Raw genomic sequence first — 14,771 nt, 5'->3', positions numbered from 1 at the left:
AGATGTGTATAAGAGACAGTGGAAAAACCTTATATCATAAAATACATGTATGTCGTGACATATTATGTGGTAACAACCTTTGATGATGTTATTACCTTCATGGGAACATCGCCTGAATACTATCAAAATGGCAATGTAGCTGAAATTGCTCTTTTGTTATTCGCACCAATCTTTATAAATAACAAGTTCTTTTTGACAGTTACAATCGCGATTATCTTGAAATATAGTTTTATTGGTCTTTTATTAGGAAATGGTATTATAATGTTAGTTCCAATCGTGCTCATTTGTGTATTTGCACTTATTGCCTATATCCTTTTAACTCGTTTTAACTCATATACAAAGGCCTTAACAGAAACACACGAGGAACTTCGAGATAAGGAGAAGCTTGCGTTTGTAGGGCAGATGGCAACGACGATTGGACATGAAATTCGGAATCCGTTGGCATCGTTAAAAGGGTTCACGCAGCTTCAACGGGAAAAGCATAAAGAGGATGATCTGCAGTATTCGATAATGGAGCAAGAAATCGACCGAATTGATTCCATCTTGACTGATTTACTTGTGATTGGAAAGCCGAGACAAATCAATGTGGCGCCTTGTAATTTGAAGGAACATCTTGGATATGTCATTTCAATCATTGAGCAATCTGAACAAGGGAAAAATATTGAGGTTGATCTGAAGATGGATGAGTCATTTCCGCTCGTTGAATGCGATGAGAAACAAATGAAACAGGTATTCTTAAATCTCATTAAAAATGGGTTTGAGTCGATGCCAGAGGGCGGGAAACTTTCGATTAAAGGTAGTCAAGTTGATGAGAATAAAGTGTCCATTAAGATTTGCGATGATGGCTGTGGAATTCCTAGTGACATACTGGAAAAGCTGTTTCAACCATTTTTTACAACAAAAGATTATGGAACTGGGCTTGGCCTGATGGTGTCTAGAAAAATCATTGAAGACCATCATGGAAAAATTGACATCGAAAGTAAAGAAGGAAAAGGAACGACGGTAGAAATACTTTTGCCAATTACCCAATAAGTCAGCTCAACCGGAGCTGGCTTATTTTTCAGAAACAAAAAAACAGGATCAACTAGGTCCTGTTTTTACGCTCTGCTTTATTTTACTCCGGTCTCTGTTTCCTTCATGCCTTTGTTTTCAATCCAGATTTTGATATGTGTTAAAATGGAGAAGGCAAAAAAGAAATTCATTGCAAGCACGCTAACTAACAGGTGGATATCTCCAAAATAAATGCCAGTATATCCTTTTAATTTGATGACAATAAAGCCTTCAAAGAGCAACAGAAAAACACTTAAGAATGCGGCTACCCCTGCACGAATCATGTCCTATTCCCCCTTTATTGATTTTTCCAATCTATATGTATCCGCGATTTGTGGATAATTTGTGAACTTACTAAAATTATACACTACTTTTGGATGGTACGTAAGATGAAAGCGCTAAAAATTGTATTCTTTTAATGGAAAAATAGGTTGCCTTCGGTTTTCGCGTATACTATAATCAAAAATACGTCTTTGTTCGGAATACTTTGTTTTTTACTGTGGGTTAGTGGCTAATTCATGGTTTTTTTTGTACGTTAACGGAGGTGGTTGGATGTCGGATGAGAAGCACCAGGACTTTGAGGTAGAGGTAGAGCGGTTAGATTTTACGAAAAAGTATATGGATATTGTTATTCAGGCTTCAGAATCAACTGAGGAAAGCTTTCGCGAAAACTTGAAGGGTGCCCTTGATGGTGTTGATTTTAAAGATAGCAGTTTGAGCTATTTAAATATGTTAACGAATTCAACCTTGCTAAGAAGGACCAATGAAGAAGTGCGAAACCTGAAGAGGAATAGGAACAAGCCTTATTTTGCCCGGATTAATTTTAAAAGAGATGACACGGAAAATGAGGAGATTCTTTATTTTGGAAAGGTTTCTCTTTTTGATAAGGAAACCCAGCTTCCGATTATTGTAGACTGGCGCTCACCGGTTGCGAATATTTATTATGATGGGCGCCTTGGGAAAGTCTCGTATGAAGCAGAGGGTGAGGAGTATAAGGGGTATTTATCCTTAAAGCGTCAGCTCATCATTGAAGAGGGTGAGCTCGAGGAAATTCGGGATGTTGATTTAACAACGACTGATGAACTTCTTCAAAAGTCATTATCTGAAAGTGCAAGCAATCGTTTAACCGATATTGTGTCAACCATTCAAGAAGAGCAAAACAACATCATCCGTGCCGATCTGAACAAGCCGATCATTGTTCAGGGAGCAGCGGGAAGTGGGAAAACAACAATTGCCTTACATCGAATCTCGTATTTTATTTATACCTACGCTGAATATTTTTCACCAGATCAACTCATGATTCTTGCACCAAACCGACTTTTCATCGATTATATTTCAGAGGTTCTGCCAGAACTCGGTGTGGATCAAATTCAACAGACAACCTATGTGGACTATGTGAAAAAGTGCATTGGAAAGCCGATTAAGCTCACAAAGCCAGATGATAAACTACTTGGTTTTATCCATAAAGAATTTATAAATCCTGACATGATGAAGTGGATTTCCGCATTCAAAGGCTCACTCGAGTACCGAGATATGCTTGAACATTTTGTGGAGGATATTTTAAGCTCCTTGCTGCCGCAGGAAGATTTCTTTGTTTCAAAGTTTCGCCTCTACAAAGCGAGGGATATTCACCATTTGATGACCTATGAATATCGCTATCTTCCTTATTATAAACGAATTGATAAGGTAAAAAAGGTGCTTCAAAATACAGTGCGGCTTCAAAAAAAGAATATGCTTCATAAGGTTACGAAGTTTTATGATGATAAGCTGGATAACGTCTTGTTTAAAACAAAAATTGATTCGGAAAAACGTCGTCGTTATGTGACGAAAGCGCTCGATAAAAAGGCTGAGCTCATCGAAGAAATCACGAAGCAGTCTCGTACCGCAGTGAATACCTATATAAAAAAACTACCACATCATGATGTCTTCTATTATTTTCAAAGATTTGTGTCGGAACTTTTTCCTACTTATGCTTCCGGGTTCCTGACAGACGAGCAAATTCAATTTTTTATGGATTATCAAAAACAGCTCCAGAAATCGAAGCAATATGAGCTCGAGGATTTAGCTGGGCTTCTTTATTTGAAGGCAAAATTGTACGGCGTGAAGAAGGAATTAAAGGCCCGCAATGTCGTCATTGATGAGGCGCAGGATTATAGTTATTTTCAGTTAGTGGCCTTAAAAACAGCTCTCGAAACGGATATGTTCACGATAGTGGGCGATTTGGCCCAAGGAATCCATTCTTATCGGGGGATCAACAATTGGCAGCCGGTTCTTGATGAAATCTTTCCTCGAGCGACCTTTAAAACCTTACAAAAAAGCTATCGGACCACCATTGAAATTATGAATACAGCAAATCAGTTACTTGAACTGCTGGAGCTAGATTTACCAATGGTCGAGCCGGTTGTTCGACATGGTGAGAAGCCTGCTTTTCATCAGATGAACGGAGTGGAAAAAGAAACCGTGAAGGCACTCACAGGGATTATAAAAAAACTTTACGATGAAAATATGAAAACAGTGGCGATCATCGGAAAGACCAATAAAGAGTGTCAAAAGCTAGCGAAAACGTTTAAAAAGTATAGTGACCTTCCAGTTCAGTTTTTGAAAGAAAATGAAGAGATTAAAAAGGAAGAAGTCGTGGTCGTGAGTTCTCATTTGTCGAAGGGGTTAGAATTTGACGCGGTGATCGTCTATTCAAATGAGGAGAAATTTTACAACAATGAAATTGACATCAAACTTCTATACGTTTCCATGACTCGACCATTGCACCGATTGCATTTTGTCGGGACCGACCTGACCAATTTCCTACTGGATAACGTGGACGAGGAATTGTATGAAAAAACGCAAACCACCTGATTAGGTGCTTTGCGTTTCTTTGATTAGAATACTTTTGTTGTCCAGGATTCAACATTCCACACATCTGTGACGACATCTTGATAAAATTCTGGCTCATGGCAGATAAGGAGGATGGTTCCTTTATATTCTTTTAGAGCTCGTTTTAGTTCATCCTTCGCGTCGACATCAAGATGGTTTGTTGGCTCGTCAAGAAGGAGGATATTTGTGTCTTTATTGATTAGTTTACAAAGACGTACCTTCGCCTTTTCGCCACCACTTAGGACTTCAACCTTGCTCTCAATATGCTTTGTTGTAAGGCCACATTTCGCAAGTGCAGCACGAACTTCATATTGGTTGAAGGAAGGGAACTCACTCCAAATTTCTTCAATACATGTATTATAGTTTGCTTCTTTAATCTCTTGTTCGAAATAGCCGATTTCTTGATTTTCTCCAAGCTCAACTGTTCCGGAAAGCGGTTTGTTCATGCCAAGAATGCTTCGAAGCAGCGTCGTTTTCCCGATTCCGTTTGCTCCTACCAATGCAATCTTTTGGCCTCTTTCCATGCGAATATTAAGCGGCTTTGAAAGTGGTTCATCATACCCGATGACAAGATCCTTCGTTTCAAAAATAAGTTTGCTTGAAGTTTTGCCTATCCTAAAATTGAATTCTGGCTTTGGCTTTTCTTTTGCCAACTCAATGACTTCCATTTTATCAAGCTTCTTCTGGCGAGACATTGCCATGTTTCGAGTGGAAACACGCGCCTTGTTACGGGCTACAAAGTCTTTAAGTTCAGAAATTTCTTGTTGCTGCTTTTTATATGCAGACTCAAGCTGTTGCTTCTTCACTTCGTACACCTTCTGGAAGTTATCATAATCCCCAACATAGCGATTAAGCTCCTGATTTTCCATGTGGTAGATCAGATTGATGACGCTATTTAAAAATGGAATATCATGTGAAATCAGGATAAACGCATTTTCATATTCTTGGAGATAACGTCTTAACCAGATAATATGCTGTTCATCTAAATAGTTAGTCGGCTCATCCAGTAATAGAATGTCTGGCTTTTCAAGCAATAGCTTCGCAAGTAAGACCTTTGTACGTTGACCACCACTTAAATCCTGAACATCACGCTCAAGACCGATATCCTCAAGGCCCAATCCACGGGCAATCTCATCGACCTTTGCATCGATGACGTAAAAATCATTGTTTGTCAGGGTGTCTTGTATGATTCCGACATCCTCAAGCATTTTTTCAAGCTCCTCAGGAGTGGCGTCACCCATTTTTCCGTAAAGCTCATTCATTTCTGCTTCCATATCGAATAAATACTGGAAAGCACTATTTAACACATCACGAATCGTCATGCCTTTTTGAAGGACAGTGTGTTGGTCAAGATATCCAATCCGTACATTCTTTGACCATTCAATCTTACCTGCATCAGGCTCAAGCTTCCCGGTGATGATATTCATAAACGTAGATTTACCTTCACCATTTGCCCCAATTAACCCGATATGCTCCCCCTTCAAAAGACGAAACGAAACATCATTAAAAATCGCACGATCACCAAAACCATGGCTCACATTAGAAACTGTCAATATACTCATCTATTTAACACCTTTTTCTAGGGACCAGGGGGACGGTTCCACTGGTCCCTTGTTTTCAAAAAATTTAAATAAATAGGGACCAATAGAACCGTCCCTATGGTTCATATACAGATTATAAACGAGAAATGAAGGGGTTGGGAAGGGTACTTTATTTAGAAGTAGAGTAAAATTTTTCTTTTGGTCAAATAATCTGCGGACTTGTCTCATATTTATATAGTACTGAAAAAAATAAATAAGGGGCTACAGGATGAAGACATTTTTTAAAGGGACATTGTTATTAGTTATTGCTGCATTTATTGGAGAGTGTGTTGAATTTTTGATCAATCTCGTTCTAGCAAAGGAACTTGGTGGGCATGGAATGGGATTATATATGACAATCCTGCCATCTATTTTTTTAGTGGTCATTTTAGCTAGTCTTGAGCTGCCTGTGTCGATTTCGAAATTTATTGCTGAAAAAGAGGACAGGTATCACCGTAGCATGTTAAAGCATGCGACCGTATTAACAACGGTATTTACAGCGATTATTATGTCCTTGGCATTTGTAATTTTACCAGTCATACCTTTATTCGACGATTACCATCCATTTGTGAAATGGTTAGTCATCATCTTTATCCCGATTGTTTCATTTTTATCGATTGCCCGTGGCTACTTTATGGGGATTCAATCAATGGGGCGCATTGCCTTTGCAAATTTCCTGCGTAAGGCCGTGCAATTAATTTTGTTAGTGTTTATTTATCAATTGCTTGAATTTGAAATCCATACGTCCATTTTAATTGCGCTGTGTACCATTGTCGCAAGTGATTTAATCGTGTTTGGCTATTTAGGTTTTGAGTATATCGTTCACTTTCGCAGGTTAGGTCAAGTGCCAACATCGTCTTTAAGTGGAAAAGCAGTCCGCCGAAACCTACTGTCTGTTTCCTTACCAACAACGGGGATGCGTATATTCCATTCCATATCACATGCGGTACAGCCATTTCTGATCAAGGCGGCTTTACTACAATCGGGAATGTCTATCGATGTGGCAACTGAGCATTTTGGATTGATGACAGGGGTCGCCTTAACAATTGGCTTTTTCCCGGCGTTCATCGCCCATTCGTTGCTCATTGTGTTAATTCCAACGGTGTCAGAAGCTTATGCAAAGCGGGACATGTCGATGCTACAATCCTTGCTCCAACAGGTAATGAGAATGACCTTCCTATATGGCATTCCAGCCTGCGTCATTTTTTATTATTTCGCAGAGCCGCTTACCCATATTTTCTTTGAATCATCATCTGCAACTGTCTATTTGCAAATGCTTTGGCCCTATTTCTTATTCCATTTCTTCTTAACTCCAATGCAGGCGTTCTTAATTGGGCTAGGACTAGTGAAGGATGCATTCATCCATAATGTATGGTCAACAGTAGTGTCCTTTGCGATTATGTTCGCTCTAGGTTCACTCCAAACACTGCAAATGGAAGGAATCATCGTCGGCATGAACATGGGTGCCGTTTTACTTGCTATGATGCATTATGTCACCATCTGCAAAAAAATCGGAGTCTCTGTGATTTCAACAAAATTCTTGGGTACCGCGGCATGATTCAATATGTTTGTTATTCAAGTAACTTCGTGATATAATGAGCAAGATTAATGTCTAGCAGTCATTAATCACGTTTTTTTATGAATCAATTAAACTAGTAAAATTTAATAATACATTTGTTTAAGAGTGGTAAATGGTAGAATACGAATAAGTCTAACCATGGCCTAACTTCTATTTGTGTAGAGGTTAGGCCATTTTTTATTGTGTTTTTAGGAGGATTAGGGTTCGCATGTCGATGAGAAACATTACAAAACAGGAAGAATTAACGCATATTAGCAGCTATGTGAGTAAACTAATAAAATCAAAATTTGGAAAAGGACCGGAAACTTGCTATACATCGATTTCGGATCAATATATTGTCATTCATATTAAAAAGTTTATGACGAAAATTGAATATGAACTCGTTAAAAATAAGGATTTTGCGACTGCTGATAAAATTCGCAAAACTATTATGGAAGACCTTTTAGACCCAATACAGGAAACGTTGGGAGAAATATGCGGGAAATCAATCACTAACTTATACCATGATTGGAATTTCCAAAAAAACTCTGGGGTCTTGCTTGCCACTGTGAAAGCAGAAAAGCCGATTGAAGTGGAAAATTCAGTTGAATTTATGTTACTTCGAAAAGAAATTAGTAAGCAAAGTGAATTTTATCAATATCAACCAAACGAACAGAGTTTAACTAAGATTGGTGATACGATTTATATCATACGAACTGAAGGATATATACTGCCAATTGAAAGAATCCTTATAGAAAAAGGAATGCACATCCTTAAGGAAAGAGAAAACAGTATCCGAAAAAGATACGATACAAGTAAAAATCGGTTTAATAAAATCATCAACAATGAAATTCATGATATTTTTATGATTTGGGATTACGAAAAAGATGAAAACTATAAAATTTTTTATTGTAAATAAGGTTGTTTTCATAATTCCCACCCAAATGGCCCAAACTAAATGGTAAACATGGAAATGGTAGGGAAATAATGCTACAATAATGAAGGCTGATGAATTTGAAGTCATTGGTTATTGTGGTGAATTCCCTAAAGGTGGGGATCACATGAATTTACAAGAAAAATTGAAATACATAAGCAGTTACACTAGCAAACTTCTCCGTAATAAATTTGGGAGGGGACCCGAGTCATGTTCTGCGGTAACATCCGATCAATTCTTAGTCCTGCATATACGTGGTTTTGTCTCTCCGATGGAAGAGGTTCTTTTACAGGAAAATCAGCGGATTCAATTAGATCATGCAAGGGATGTTGTGATTAAAAATATCCTAGCTGAATTAAAGGGTGTATACCAGGTCACCCTTGAAACGGAGATAAAGGGATTTTTTCATGATTGGAACTTCCCGAATAACACAGGTGTCATTATTGCAGTGTTGAATGATCCATTAAAGCCGATGGAGAAAAATCAAGAAGTCAATTTTTCACTTCTTGAATCTGAAGTCTCTCGGATTAGTCAACTTGTCGAAAAAACACCGGATAATGTATTCAGTTTTCAAATTACTCCGAAAATTTTTATTGTGAAGCGTGAAGGAATTTTAGTTCCAATTGAAAAAGCGTTAATCAAAGCAGGGTTTGACAAACAGCTTCATTTTACAAAAGACGAACTTGAAAAAGGTTACTTCCACCGCGATGGAAAATTTGATCAAGTTTTTCAAGGTGAGGTTATCGATATATTTATTGACTGGGATTTTAAAAATGATAACAGCTTAATTTGCTTTGTTTTAAAATAAAGATGGTAAATGTGAGGATGTCTTATGGACACGCCTTCGTCATGGCCAAACTTCTATTGAAGTTTGGCTTTTTTCATTTTTTAGGAAAAATAGAGAAAAAGGTTGGGGAATAAATGGGAGTCAGAAGATGGAAAGCGTTAAATTTTGCAGTTTTTTTATGTTGTGTGATTTTGATTTTGGGTAAAGTCTTTTACATTGGATTTTTGAATCGTTTGGAACCGTATCTGTTACTGATTACACTTGGTGCTTCACTATTATCATTTTATGAATCACGAAAAAATCGACAGTTCCGCTTTTTGGTGGAGAATGCGCCATATGCGATCCTTCTAAAACGCGATGGGAAAATCATTTATACCAATGATACAGGGAAATATCTAATTGGCGCTGATGATGAGAAGTCGGTCATGGGGCATTCCCTGAATGACTTTATTCAATACAATCCTGAAAAATCAACTAGGAAAGTTGAAAAAGGACATAAATTTAAGAAGATAACCGAGGGTAAAATTGACCATCCTGCACTTGGCGAAATCGATGTGGAAATAAAAATGATGCCGATTACGTTTCAAGGAGAAAGCTGTGAATATATCGTCATCCGAGACATAACAGAGGTAAAAAAGAGTGAGGAACTCATTCAACAAACGGATAAGCTTTCATTGGTGGGAGAGATGGCAGCTGGTATCGCCCACGAAATTCGAAACCCACTCACAAGCTTAAAAGGATTTGCCCAGCTTATGCAGGCTGAAAAAACAAACGCCTATTCTGAGATTATGGTATCTGAAATTGAACGAATTAATACGATTGTCGATGAAATGCTGTTGCTTGCAAAGCCGAAAAAGTTACAATTACGAAAGCAAAAAATCACAAATATACTAAATGAAGTTGTGTTCCTATTAGACACCCAGGCAATTCTACATAATATCCAGATTAAGACCACCTATCATGATCTTAAAGGTGCGTTCATTAATTGTGAGGAGAACAAGCTAAAACAAGTGTTTATTAACATCTTAAAAAATAGCATTGAAGCGATTGAAGATGGAGGGCTCATCGATATTTCACTGTATTCAAAAGGTGGAGATGCGATGATTCGAATTACCGACAATGGTTCTGGAATTCCGGCAGACAAGCTTTCGAGGATTGGAAATGCCTTCTTTACCACCAAGGAAAAAGGAACCGGACTCGGCCTCATGATTTGCCAAACCATCATTCAAGAACACGGCGGCCAAATGACAATCGACAGTATCGAAAACGAAGGAACAACCGTAGAAATCTCATTGCCTATTATCGAAGAAGGTCTTCAAATCAGCTGAAGACCTTTTTGCGTCGCTTTGGGGATAGAGGGTGAGGTGTATGAGAGAACTTCCGCTGGTGTGGCCGATTTTCATTGGTGTGATGAAGGACCGAACGCATGCTGAGTTTGTGCGAATGGTACTTCATCGGGTGTATGAAGACCCGAACCTGAAGCTTGTGCGGAAAGCCCCTCATCAAATTTTTGAAGAGGAAAATGTACTCAACTCACAACCAAAATCCTCTTCATCAAGGCAATGAAGAGGAAACCGAACTCAAACCTTTATCAAAATCCTTTTCATCTAGGCAATGAAAAGGAAATCGAACTCAGACCTTCATCAAAATCCTCTTCATCAAGGCAATGAAAAGGAAATCAAGCTCAGACCTTGCTCAAAGTCCTTTTCATCAAGACAATGAAGAGGAAACTGAACTCAATTCACAACCAAAATCCTCTTCACCAACGCTTGAGCACCAAACCCACCAAAACGCAACCACATCTCGAAAAAAAGTTCCACACGAGAGTAGGTGGAGTCCCGAACCCAGCACAAAAACCCTTCCCCCAACTTACTCGGCCTCTGACTCTACCGACTTCACCACTTTTAACCCACCGTCTGAACCATTCTCAGCGATATGCTTCAACATTGATAGTTTGTTGTTCCAGAATTGATCGAAATAGGAAAGCCATTCGTGTAGCTCCGACAAAGATTCAGGCTGAAGGCGATAGCGTTTTTCTCTTCCTACTTTCTGACCACTTACTAAATTTGCTTCTGAAAGAATGTGAAGATGCTTTGCGACAGCCGTTCGGCTCATTGAAAAATGCCTGGTGATTTCCGAAATAGGCAATTCCTTATTAGAGAGGAGGCGTAGTACCTCTCGACGTGTTGGGTCAGCTATTGCTTGGAATACATCATATTTTTGAGCGGATTCAGCCACTAATTTGTCGCCACCTGACGCAGCTTTTGTACGATACCTGCCCAACCGCCATTCATTGTTTCACGAACTTCAGCATTAGTTCGATTGGCTTTTCCGATGATTGCTTCGGAATCCTTCCAGCCACCATGAATGAGAGTGAATTCTGTTTTGCCGTCTATTTCTTTTAATAGGAACTCTACAAACCAGCCTTCAGTATCCCAAGAAAAGGTAAGGCGATGTGGTGGGTCTACCTCTAACACCTTACAAGGAGAAGGTCCGAATGGAGATTGGATATGAAACTCGTGTCCTTCCTCAGCAACCAAATCATTTGGCATAAACCACGTTCCGATTGCCTCGCCCGTCGACACAAGATCCCATACTTTTTGAATAGGTGCTTCAATTAATACGGTTTGTTTTATATCAGGTACAGTTGTCATAAATCATTCTCCTTTTAAAATTAAAATAAAACCATTTGGTTTCGCATTTTGATTATATGAAACCAAATGGTGTTATGTCAAGGTGATTATATTGAAATAGTATGCGCGATTATTAAAAATAACATGTTGGATAATTGTGGCGGTTTTGTAAGCAAGATTCGTAGCTCAATTATTGAAAGTAACAAAAAATAGGAGTATGCTAGATTATGGAATGAAAAATGAACTATTTTACTATATTAATTGAGGGGGAATTTCCCTATGGATATGCTAATGATTCTTGGACTAGCTATCTCTTCTGGAGCGGCAATCGCTTTATTGAAAATCATTGCAATTGATATTATTTTATCTGGAGACAACGCTGTTGTTATTGCAATGGCAACTAGAAACCTTCCGAAAGATCAGCAAAATAAAGCAATCTTTTGGGGAACAGCAGGGGCTGTTATTTTACGTATTTTATTTGCAGCCATCATTGTTTACTTATTAAAAATTCCATTTGTGAATGTGATCGGTGGAGTACTGCTTCTATTCATCGCCTACAAGGTATTGGTTGAAGAAGAGGGAGAAGCACATGTGAAGTCTTCAAATGGTATTATGGCAGCGATTGGTACGATTATCATGGCAGATGCGGTAATGAGCCTGGATAATGTTGTTGCGGTAGCAGGTGCAGCAGACGGACACATTGGCATGATTGCACTTGGTGTTCTTATCAGTATTCCGATTATGATCTTTGGATCTAAGTTCATTGTAAAAGCCATGAACAGATTTTCTTGGATTGCTTATATTGGAGCAGGTATCCTTGCCTGGACTGCAGGAGAAATGGTGTTCAAGGACAAAGGGCTAACAAACTTCCTTCACATTGAACATGGACCCGTAACATACCTAATTGCTGCAGTATTAACCATCCTTGTCCTAGGACTTGGCTATGCAAAAAACAAAAAAATCGCAGCAAAACGAGAAGCATTACAACATACAGCATAATAAAATACAAGTAGCCACAGGGACGGTTCCTGTGGCTACTTTTTTTTATACTTGAACAGGTACAGCAGGGGACCAGTAGAACCGTCCAACCGTCCCTCTGGTCCTTATTTAGCGATTTTGTGAAGTTTGTGGATGATGCTTAGGGAACGTCCTGTTCCGACTGCAACTGATTCAAGCGGGTTTGGTGCAAGGTGGACAGGGACAAAGATTTCCTGGCTTAGCCACTCCTGTAGACCGTTTAATAACGCACTGCCGCCTGTTAAAATGATCCCGCGGTCGACAATATCACCACTTAGTTCTGGTGGACAATCCTCTAATGTTGCGCGGATTGCTTCTAAAATATGAAGTAATGATTCTTTTAATGTTTCTTGCACTTCAGTTGAACGTAAGGTAATGGTTTTAGGAAGACCTGTAACAAGGTCACGACCACGAATTTCCATTGTCTTTACTTCATGATCAATAAGGGCATAGCCGATTTCAAATTTAATCTGTTCAGCGGTATGTTCCCCAATCAAGACATTGTATTTTTTTCGTACATATTGAATGATATCTTCATCAAACTGGTCGCCACCAATTCTTACTGAGTTACACGTTACGACGCCGCCAAAGGAAATAATCGCGACTTCTGTATTCCCCCCGCCAATATCAACGACTACGTTGGCTACTGGCTCATCAACAGGTAAATCTGAACCAACTGCTGCGGCAACTGGCTCTTCGATTAAGTAAACCTGCTTTGCACCACATTGTCTAATTGCGTCCTGGATTGCACGTCGTTCAACTGAGGTTGACCCAGAAGGTGTACAAACGACCACATTCGGTTTACGAATCGAGTACCCAATTTTTTGACTAACTTTTTTCATAATATGGCGAAGCATGTCAGCAGTCACGTTGAAGTCTGCAATCACGCCTTTTCGTAAAGGGCGAATTGTCACGATTTTTTCAGGTGTTTTCCCAATCATTCTTTTTGCTTCTGTACCAACAGCGATGACATTATTCGTTTCCGTGTCAAGAGCCACAACGGATGGCTCATTAATGATGATGCCTTTATTTTTAGTGTATACCAAAATATTTGCAGTTCCTAAATCAATTCCTATTTCCGTATTTGAAAACATATTATCTCCATCCTTCAAAGAGTTTGGTGGTTATATACTAATAGCCATAAACATTCGTCCGAAATATTTAAGCTATTCCTTTTAAAATTGATGAGTAGTCATATTAACCCACTTCACCTTATAAGGATTCATGAAAATGTGTCGATTTTTGGGGGTTGTTGTCATATTGTAAAGAATGAAACATAGGAGAAATATAAGTGAAGAATGGCAATTTGTTCAAAATACACGTAAAATAGTAGTAGATGAAACACTCCAAAAAAGGAGGGCGAAGACAATCGATTTTTCAACTATTATTTCAGAGGATAAAATTCGCAAGGCCTATAAGGATGGAGAATTTGACAACCTTCCTGGTTACGGGAAGCCGCTGAAGCTTGATGATGATTCCGCGATTCCAGAGGATCTTCGCATGGCTTATCGCGTCATGAAAAACTCCGGCTTCATTAATGAGGAAACCGAGATTAAAAAAGAGCTACTCACCATAGAGAATTTACTTGATAATTGTGAAGATGAGGAGCAGCGAGTGATCTATCAGAAAAAATTAAACGAAAAACAGTTTCGCTTAAATCAAATCTTAAAAAATAGAAAGACCTCGCATTCAGCGGTTTTCAAAGACTATCAAATGAAAATGCATAACAAATTCAAATAAAGTAGAAGGGGCTAAAACATTGCGTTTTGCCCTTTTTTTGGAGGGAAAACAGTTTTGAACGAAAATCTAGTAGTAAAACGAATTTATGAGCCTGCTAGTGAGGAGGACGGAATACGGATATTGGTGGATCGCATCTGGCCACGAGGGATTTCAAAGGACAAAGCACAGCTTGATAGGTGGATGAAGGAAATCGCCCCAAGCACGGAGCTTCGCAAGGAATTTAACCACAAACCTGAACGCTTTGAAGAGTTTAAAGAGCAGTACATAAAAGAATTACAGGGTGACGACGAGAAAAAAGTGGCAATTCAAGAATTACTGCACATGATCGGGGAAGAAAAAGTAACTCTTCTTTTTGGTGCAAAGGATGAAGTACATAACCAGGCGGTTGTCCTGAAGGAAGTGTTGGAGTGTGAAGTGGAAATATAAAATTGAAAATGGGTTAGTGGCAGTAAATTTTATTTAGCGGCAGTATTTTTAAAATAGTGGCAGTAAATCTCAGATAGCGGCAGTATTTTTACAATAGCGGCAGTAAATGAGGAACCACAGCTTCCCACAATACCAAGGTACTATCTCTACTGTATTAAATTTGACCAACTTGTAT

At 38.8% G+C, this 14,771-nt stretch carries 14 protein-coding genes; 9 read left to right on the top strand and 5 right to left on the bottom strand.

Annotated features, from left to right (window positions below):
* Positions 1-18: 18 nt before the first annotated feature.
* Positions 19-1,032: an ATP-binding protein gene (locus E1I69_RS07810; protein WP_161974857.1), complete on the top strand. Its 1,014-nt coding sequence runs from the start codon at positions 19-21 to the stop codon at positions 1,030-1,032.
* Positions 1,033-1,109: 77 nt separating this feature from the next.
* On the opposite strand, the gene E1I69_RS07805 is transcribed toward E1I69_RS07810, so the two are convergent.
* Positions 1,110-1,334: a hypothetical protein gene (locus E1I69_RS07805; RefSeq protein WP_136379041.1), complete on the bottom strand. Its 225-nt coding sequence runs from the start codon at positions 1,332-1,334 to the stop codon at positions 1,110-1,112.
* Positions 1,335-1,602: 268 nt separating this feature from the next.
* Between E1I69_RS07805 and helD the strand changes: the two genes are divergently transcribed.
* Positions 1,603-3,903 (top strand): RNA polymerase recycling motor HelD, encoded by a 2,301-nt coding sequence (gene helD, locus E1I69_RS07800; RefSeq protein WP_136379040.1) that lies wholly within the window; start codon positions 1,603-1,605, stop codon positions 3,901-3,903.
* 23 nt (positions 3,904-3,926) lie between these two features.
* On the opposite strand, the gene E1I69_RS07795 is transcribed toward helD, so the two are convergent.
* Positions 3,927-5,483 (bottom strand): ABC-F family ATP-binding cassette domain-containing protein, encoded by a 1,557-nt coding sequence (locus E1I69_RS07795; protein WP_136379039.1) that lies wholly within the window; start codon positions 5,481-5,483, stop codon positions 3,927-3,929.
* A gap of 247 nt (positions 5,484-5,730) precedes the next feature.
* Between E1I69_RS07795 and E1I69_RS07790 the strand changes: the two genes are divergently transcribed.
* The 4 genes from E1I69_RS07790 to E1I69_RS07775 all read left to right on the top strand — a co-directional run bounded on the left by E1I69_RS07790 (position 5,731) and on the right by E1I69_RS07775 (position 10,108).
* Complete coding sequence (locus tag E1I69_RS07790; protein WP_136379038.1) at positions 5,731-7,059, top strand: polysaccharide biosynthesis protein; 1,329 nt, start codon at positions 5,731-5,733, stop codon at positions 7,057-7,059.
* 229 nt (positions 7,060-7,288) lie between these two features.
* The gene (locus E1I69_RS07785) at positions 7,289-7,978 is read left to right on the top strand and encodes a Na-translocating system protein MpsC family protein (RefSeq protein WP_136379037.1); all 690 of its coding nucleotides are present in this window, start codon (positions 7,289-7,291) and stop codon (positions 7,976-7,978) included.
* 142 nt (positions 7,979-8,120) lie between these two features.
* Positions 8,121-8,801 carry a Na-translocating system protein MpsC family protein gene (locus E1I69_RS07780; RefSeq protein ID WP_136379036.1) on the top strand — a complete coding sequence of 227 codons (681 nt, stop codon included), beginning with the start codon at positions 8,121-8,123 and terminating at the stop codon, positions 8,799-8,801.
* A gap of 113 nt (positions 8,802-8,914) precedes the next feature.
* The gene (locus E1I69_RS07775) at positions 8,915-10,108 is read left to right on the top strand and encodes an ATP-binding protein (protein ID WP_136379035.1); all 1,194 of its coding nucleotides are present in this window, start codon (positions 8,915-8,917) and stop codon (positions 10,106-10,108) included.
* Positions 10,109-10,649: 541 nt separating this feature from the next.
* Here the strand turns inward: E1I69_RS07775 and E1I69_RS07770 are convergent.
* Both E1I69_RS07770 and E1I69_RS07765 read right to left on the bottom strand, forming a co-directional pair.
* Complete coding sequence (locus tag E1I69_RS07770; RefSeq protein ID WP_136379034.1) at positions 10,650-11,018, bottom strand: ArsR/SmtB family transcription factor; 369 nt, start codon at positions 11,016-11,018, stop codon at positions 10,650-10,652.
* Positions 11,018-11,434, bottom strand: coding sequence for an SRPBCC family protein (locus E1I69_RS07765; protein WP_136379033.1), 417 nt, complete (start codon positions 11,432-11,434; stop codon positions 11,018-11,020). Before E1I69_RS07765 ends, E1I69_RS07770 begins: the two co-directional genes overlap by 1 nt.
* 270 nt (positions 11,435-11,704) lie before the next feature.
* On the opposite strand from E1I69_RS07765, the gene E1I69_RS07760 reads away from it, so the two are divergent.
* Positions 11,705-12,412, top strand: coding sequence for a TerC family protein (locus E1I69_RS07760; RefSeq protein ID WP_136379051.1), 708 nt, complete (start codon positions 11,705-11,707; stop codon positions 12,410-12,412).
* A gap of 104 nt (positions 12,413-12,516) precedes the next feature.
* On the opposite strand, the gene mreBH is transcribed toward E1I69_RS07760, so the two are convergent.
* Entirely contained in the window at positions 12,517-13,524 is a 1,008-nt protein-coding gene (gene mreBH / locus E1I69_RS07755; RefSeq protein WP_136379032.1) for a rod-share determining protein MreBH, read from the bottom strand.
* Positions 13,525-13,699: 175 nt separating this feature from the next.
* Between mreBH and E1I69_RS07750 the strand changes: the two genes are divergently transcribed.
* Entirely contained in the window at positions 13,700-14,170 is a 471-nt protein-coding gene (locus tag E1I69_RS07750) for a DnaJ family domain-containing protein (protein WP_347561798.1), read from the top strand.
* Between the two features lie 54 nt (positions 14,171-14,224).
* Complete coding sequence (locus E1I69_RS07745; RefSeq protein ID WP_136379031.1) at positions 14,225-14,596, top strand: DUF488 domain-containing protein; 372 nt, start codon at positions 14,225-14,227, stop codon at positions 14,594-14,596.
* The last annotated feature ends 175 nt before the right edge of the window (positions 14,597-14,771 follow it).

The sequence above is a fragment of the Bacillus timonensis genome, assembly GCF_004799755.1.
Classification (GTDB): Bacteria; Bacillota; Bacilli; order Bacillales; family Bacillaceae_L; genus Ferdinandcohnia; species Ferdinandcohnia timonensis_A.
This window is presented reverse-complemented; position numbering and strand designations above follow the sequence as displayed.

What these genes read in the sequence shown, in the direction of transcription:
- E1I69_RS07780 (WP_136379036.1), top strand. Translation starts at nt 8,121, where the DNA reads ATGAATTTACAAGAAAAATTGAAATACATAAGCAGTTACACTAGCAAA.
- E1I69_RS07750 (WP_347561798.1), top strand. Translation starts at nt 13,700, where the DNA reads ATGAAACATAGGAGAAATATAAGTGAAGAATGGCAATTTGTTCAAAAT.
- E1I69_RS07775 (WP_136379035.1), top strand. Translation starts at nt 8,915, where the DNA reads ATGGGAGTCAGAAGATGGAAAGCGTTAAATTTTGCAGTTTTTTTATGT.
- E1I69_RS07765 (WP_136379033.1), bottom strand. Translation starts at nt 11,434, where the DNA reads ATGACAACTGTACCTGATATAAAACAAACCGTATTAATTGAAGCACCT.
- E1I69_RS07805 (WP_136379041.1), bottom strand. Translation starts at nt 1,334, where the DNA reads ATGATTCGTGCAGGGGTAGCCGCATTCTTAAGTGTTTTTCTGTTGCTC.
- E1I69_RS07785 (WP_136379037.1), top strand. Translation starts at nt 7,289, where the DNA reads ATGTCGATGAGAAACATTACAAAACAGGAAGAATTAACGCATATTAGC.
- mreBH (WP_136379032.1), bottom strand. Translation starts at nt 13,524, where the DNA reads ATGTTTTCAAATACGGAAATAGGAATTGATTTAGGAACTGCAAATATT.
- helD (WP_136379040.1), top strand. Translation starts at nt 1,603, where the DNA reads ATGTCGGATGAGAAGCACCAGGACTTTGAGGTAGAGGTAGAGCGGTTA.
- E1I69_RS07760 (WP_136379051.1), top strand. Translation starts at nt 11,705, where the DNA reads ATGATTCTTGGACTAGCTATCTCTTCTGGAGCGGCAATCGCTTTATTG.
- E1I69_RS07790 (WP_136379038.1), top strand. Translation starts at nt 5,731, where the DNA reads ATGAAGACATTTTTTAAAGGGACATTGTTATTAGTTATTGCTGCATTT.
- E1I69_RS07795 (WP_136379039.1), bottom strand. Translation starts at nt 5,483, where the DNA reads ATGAGTATATTGACAGTTTCTAATGTGAGCCATGGTTTTGGTGATCGT.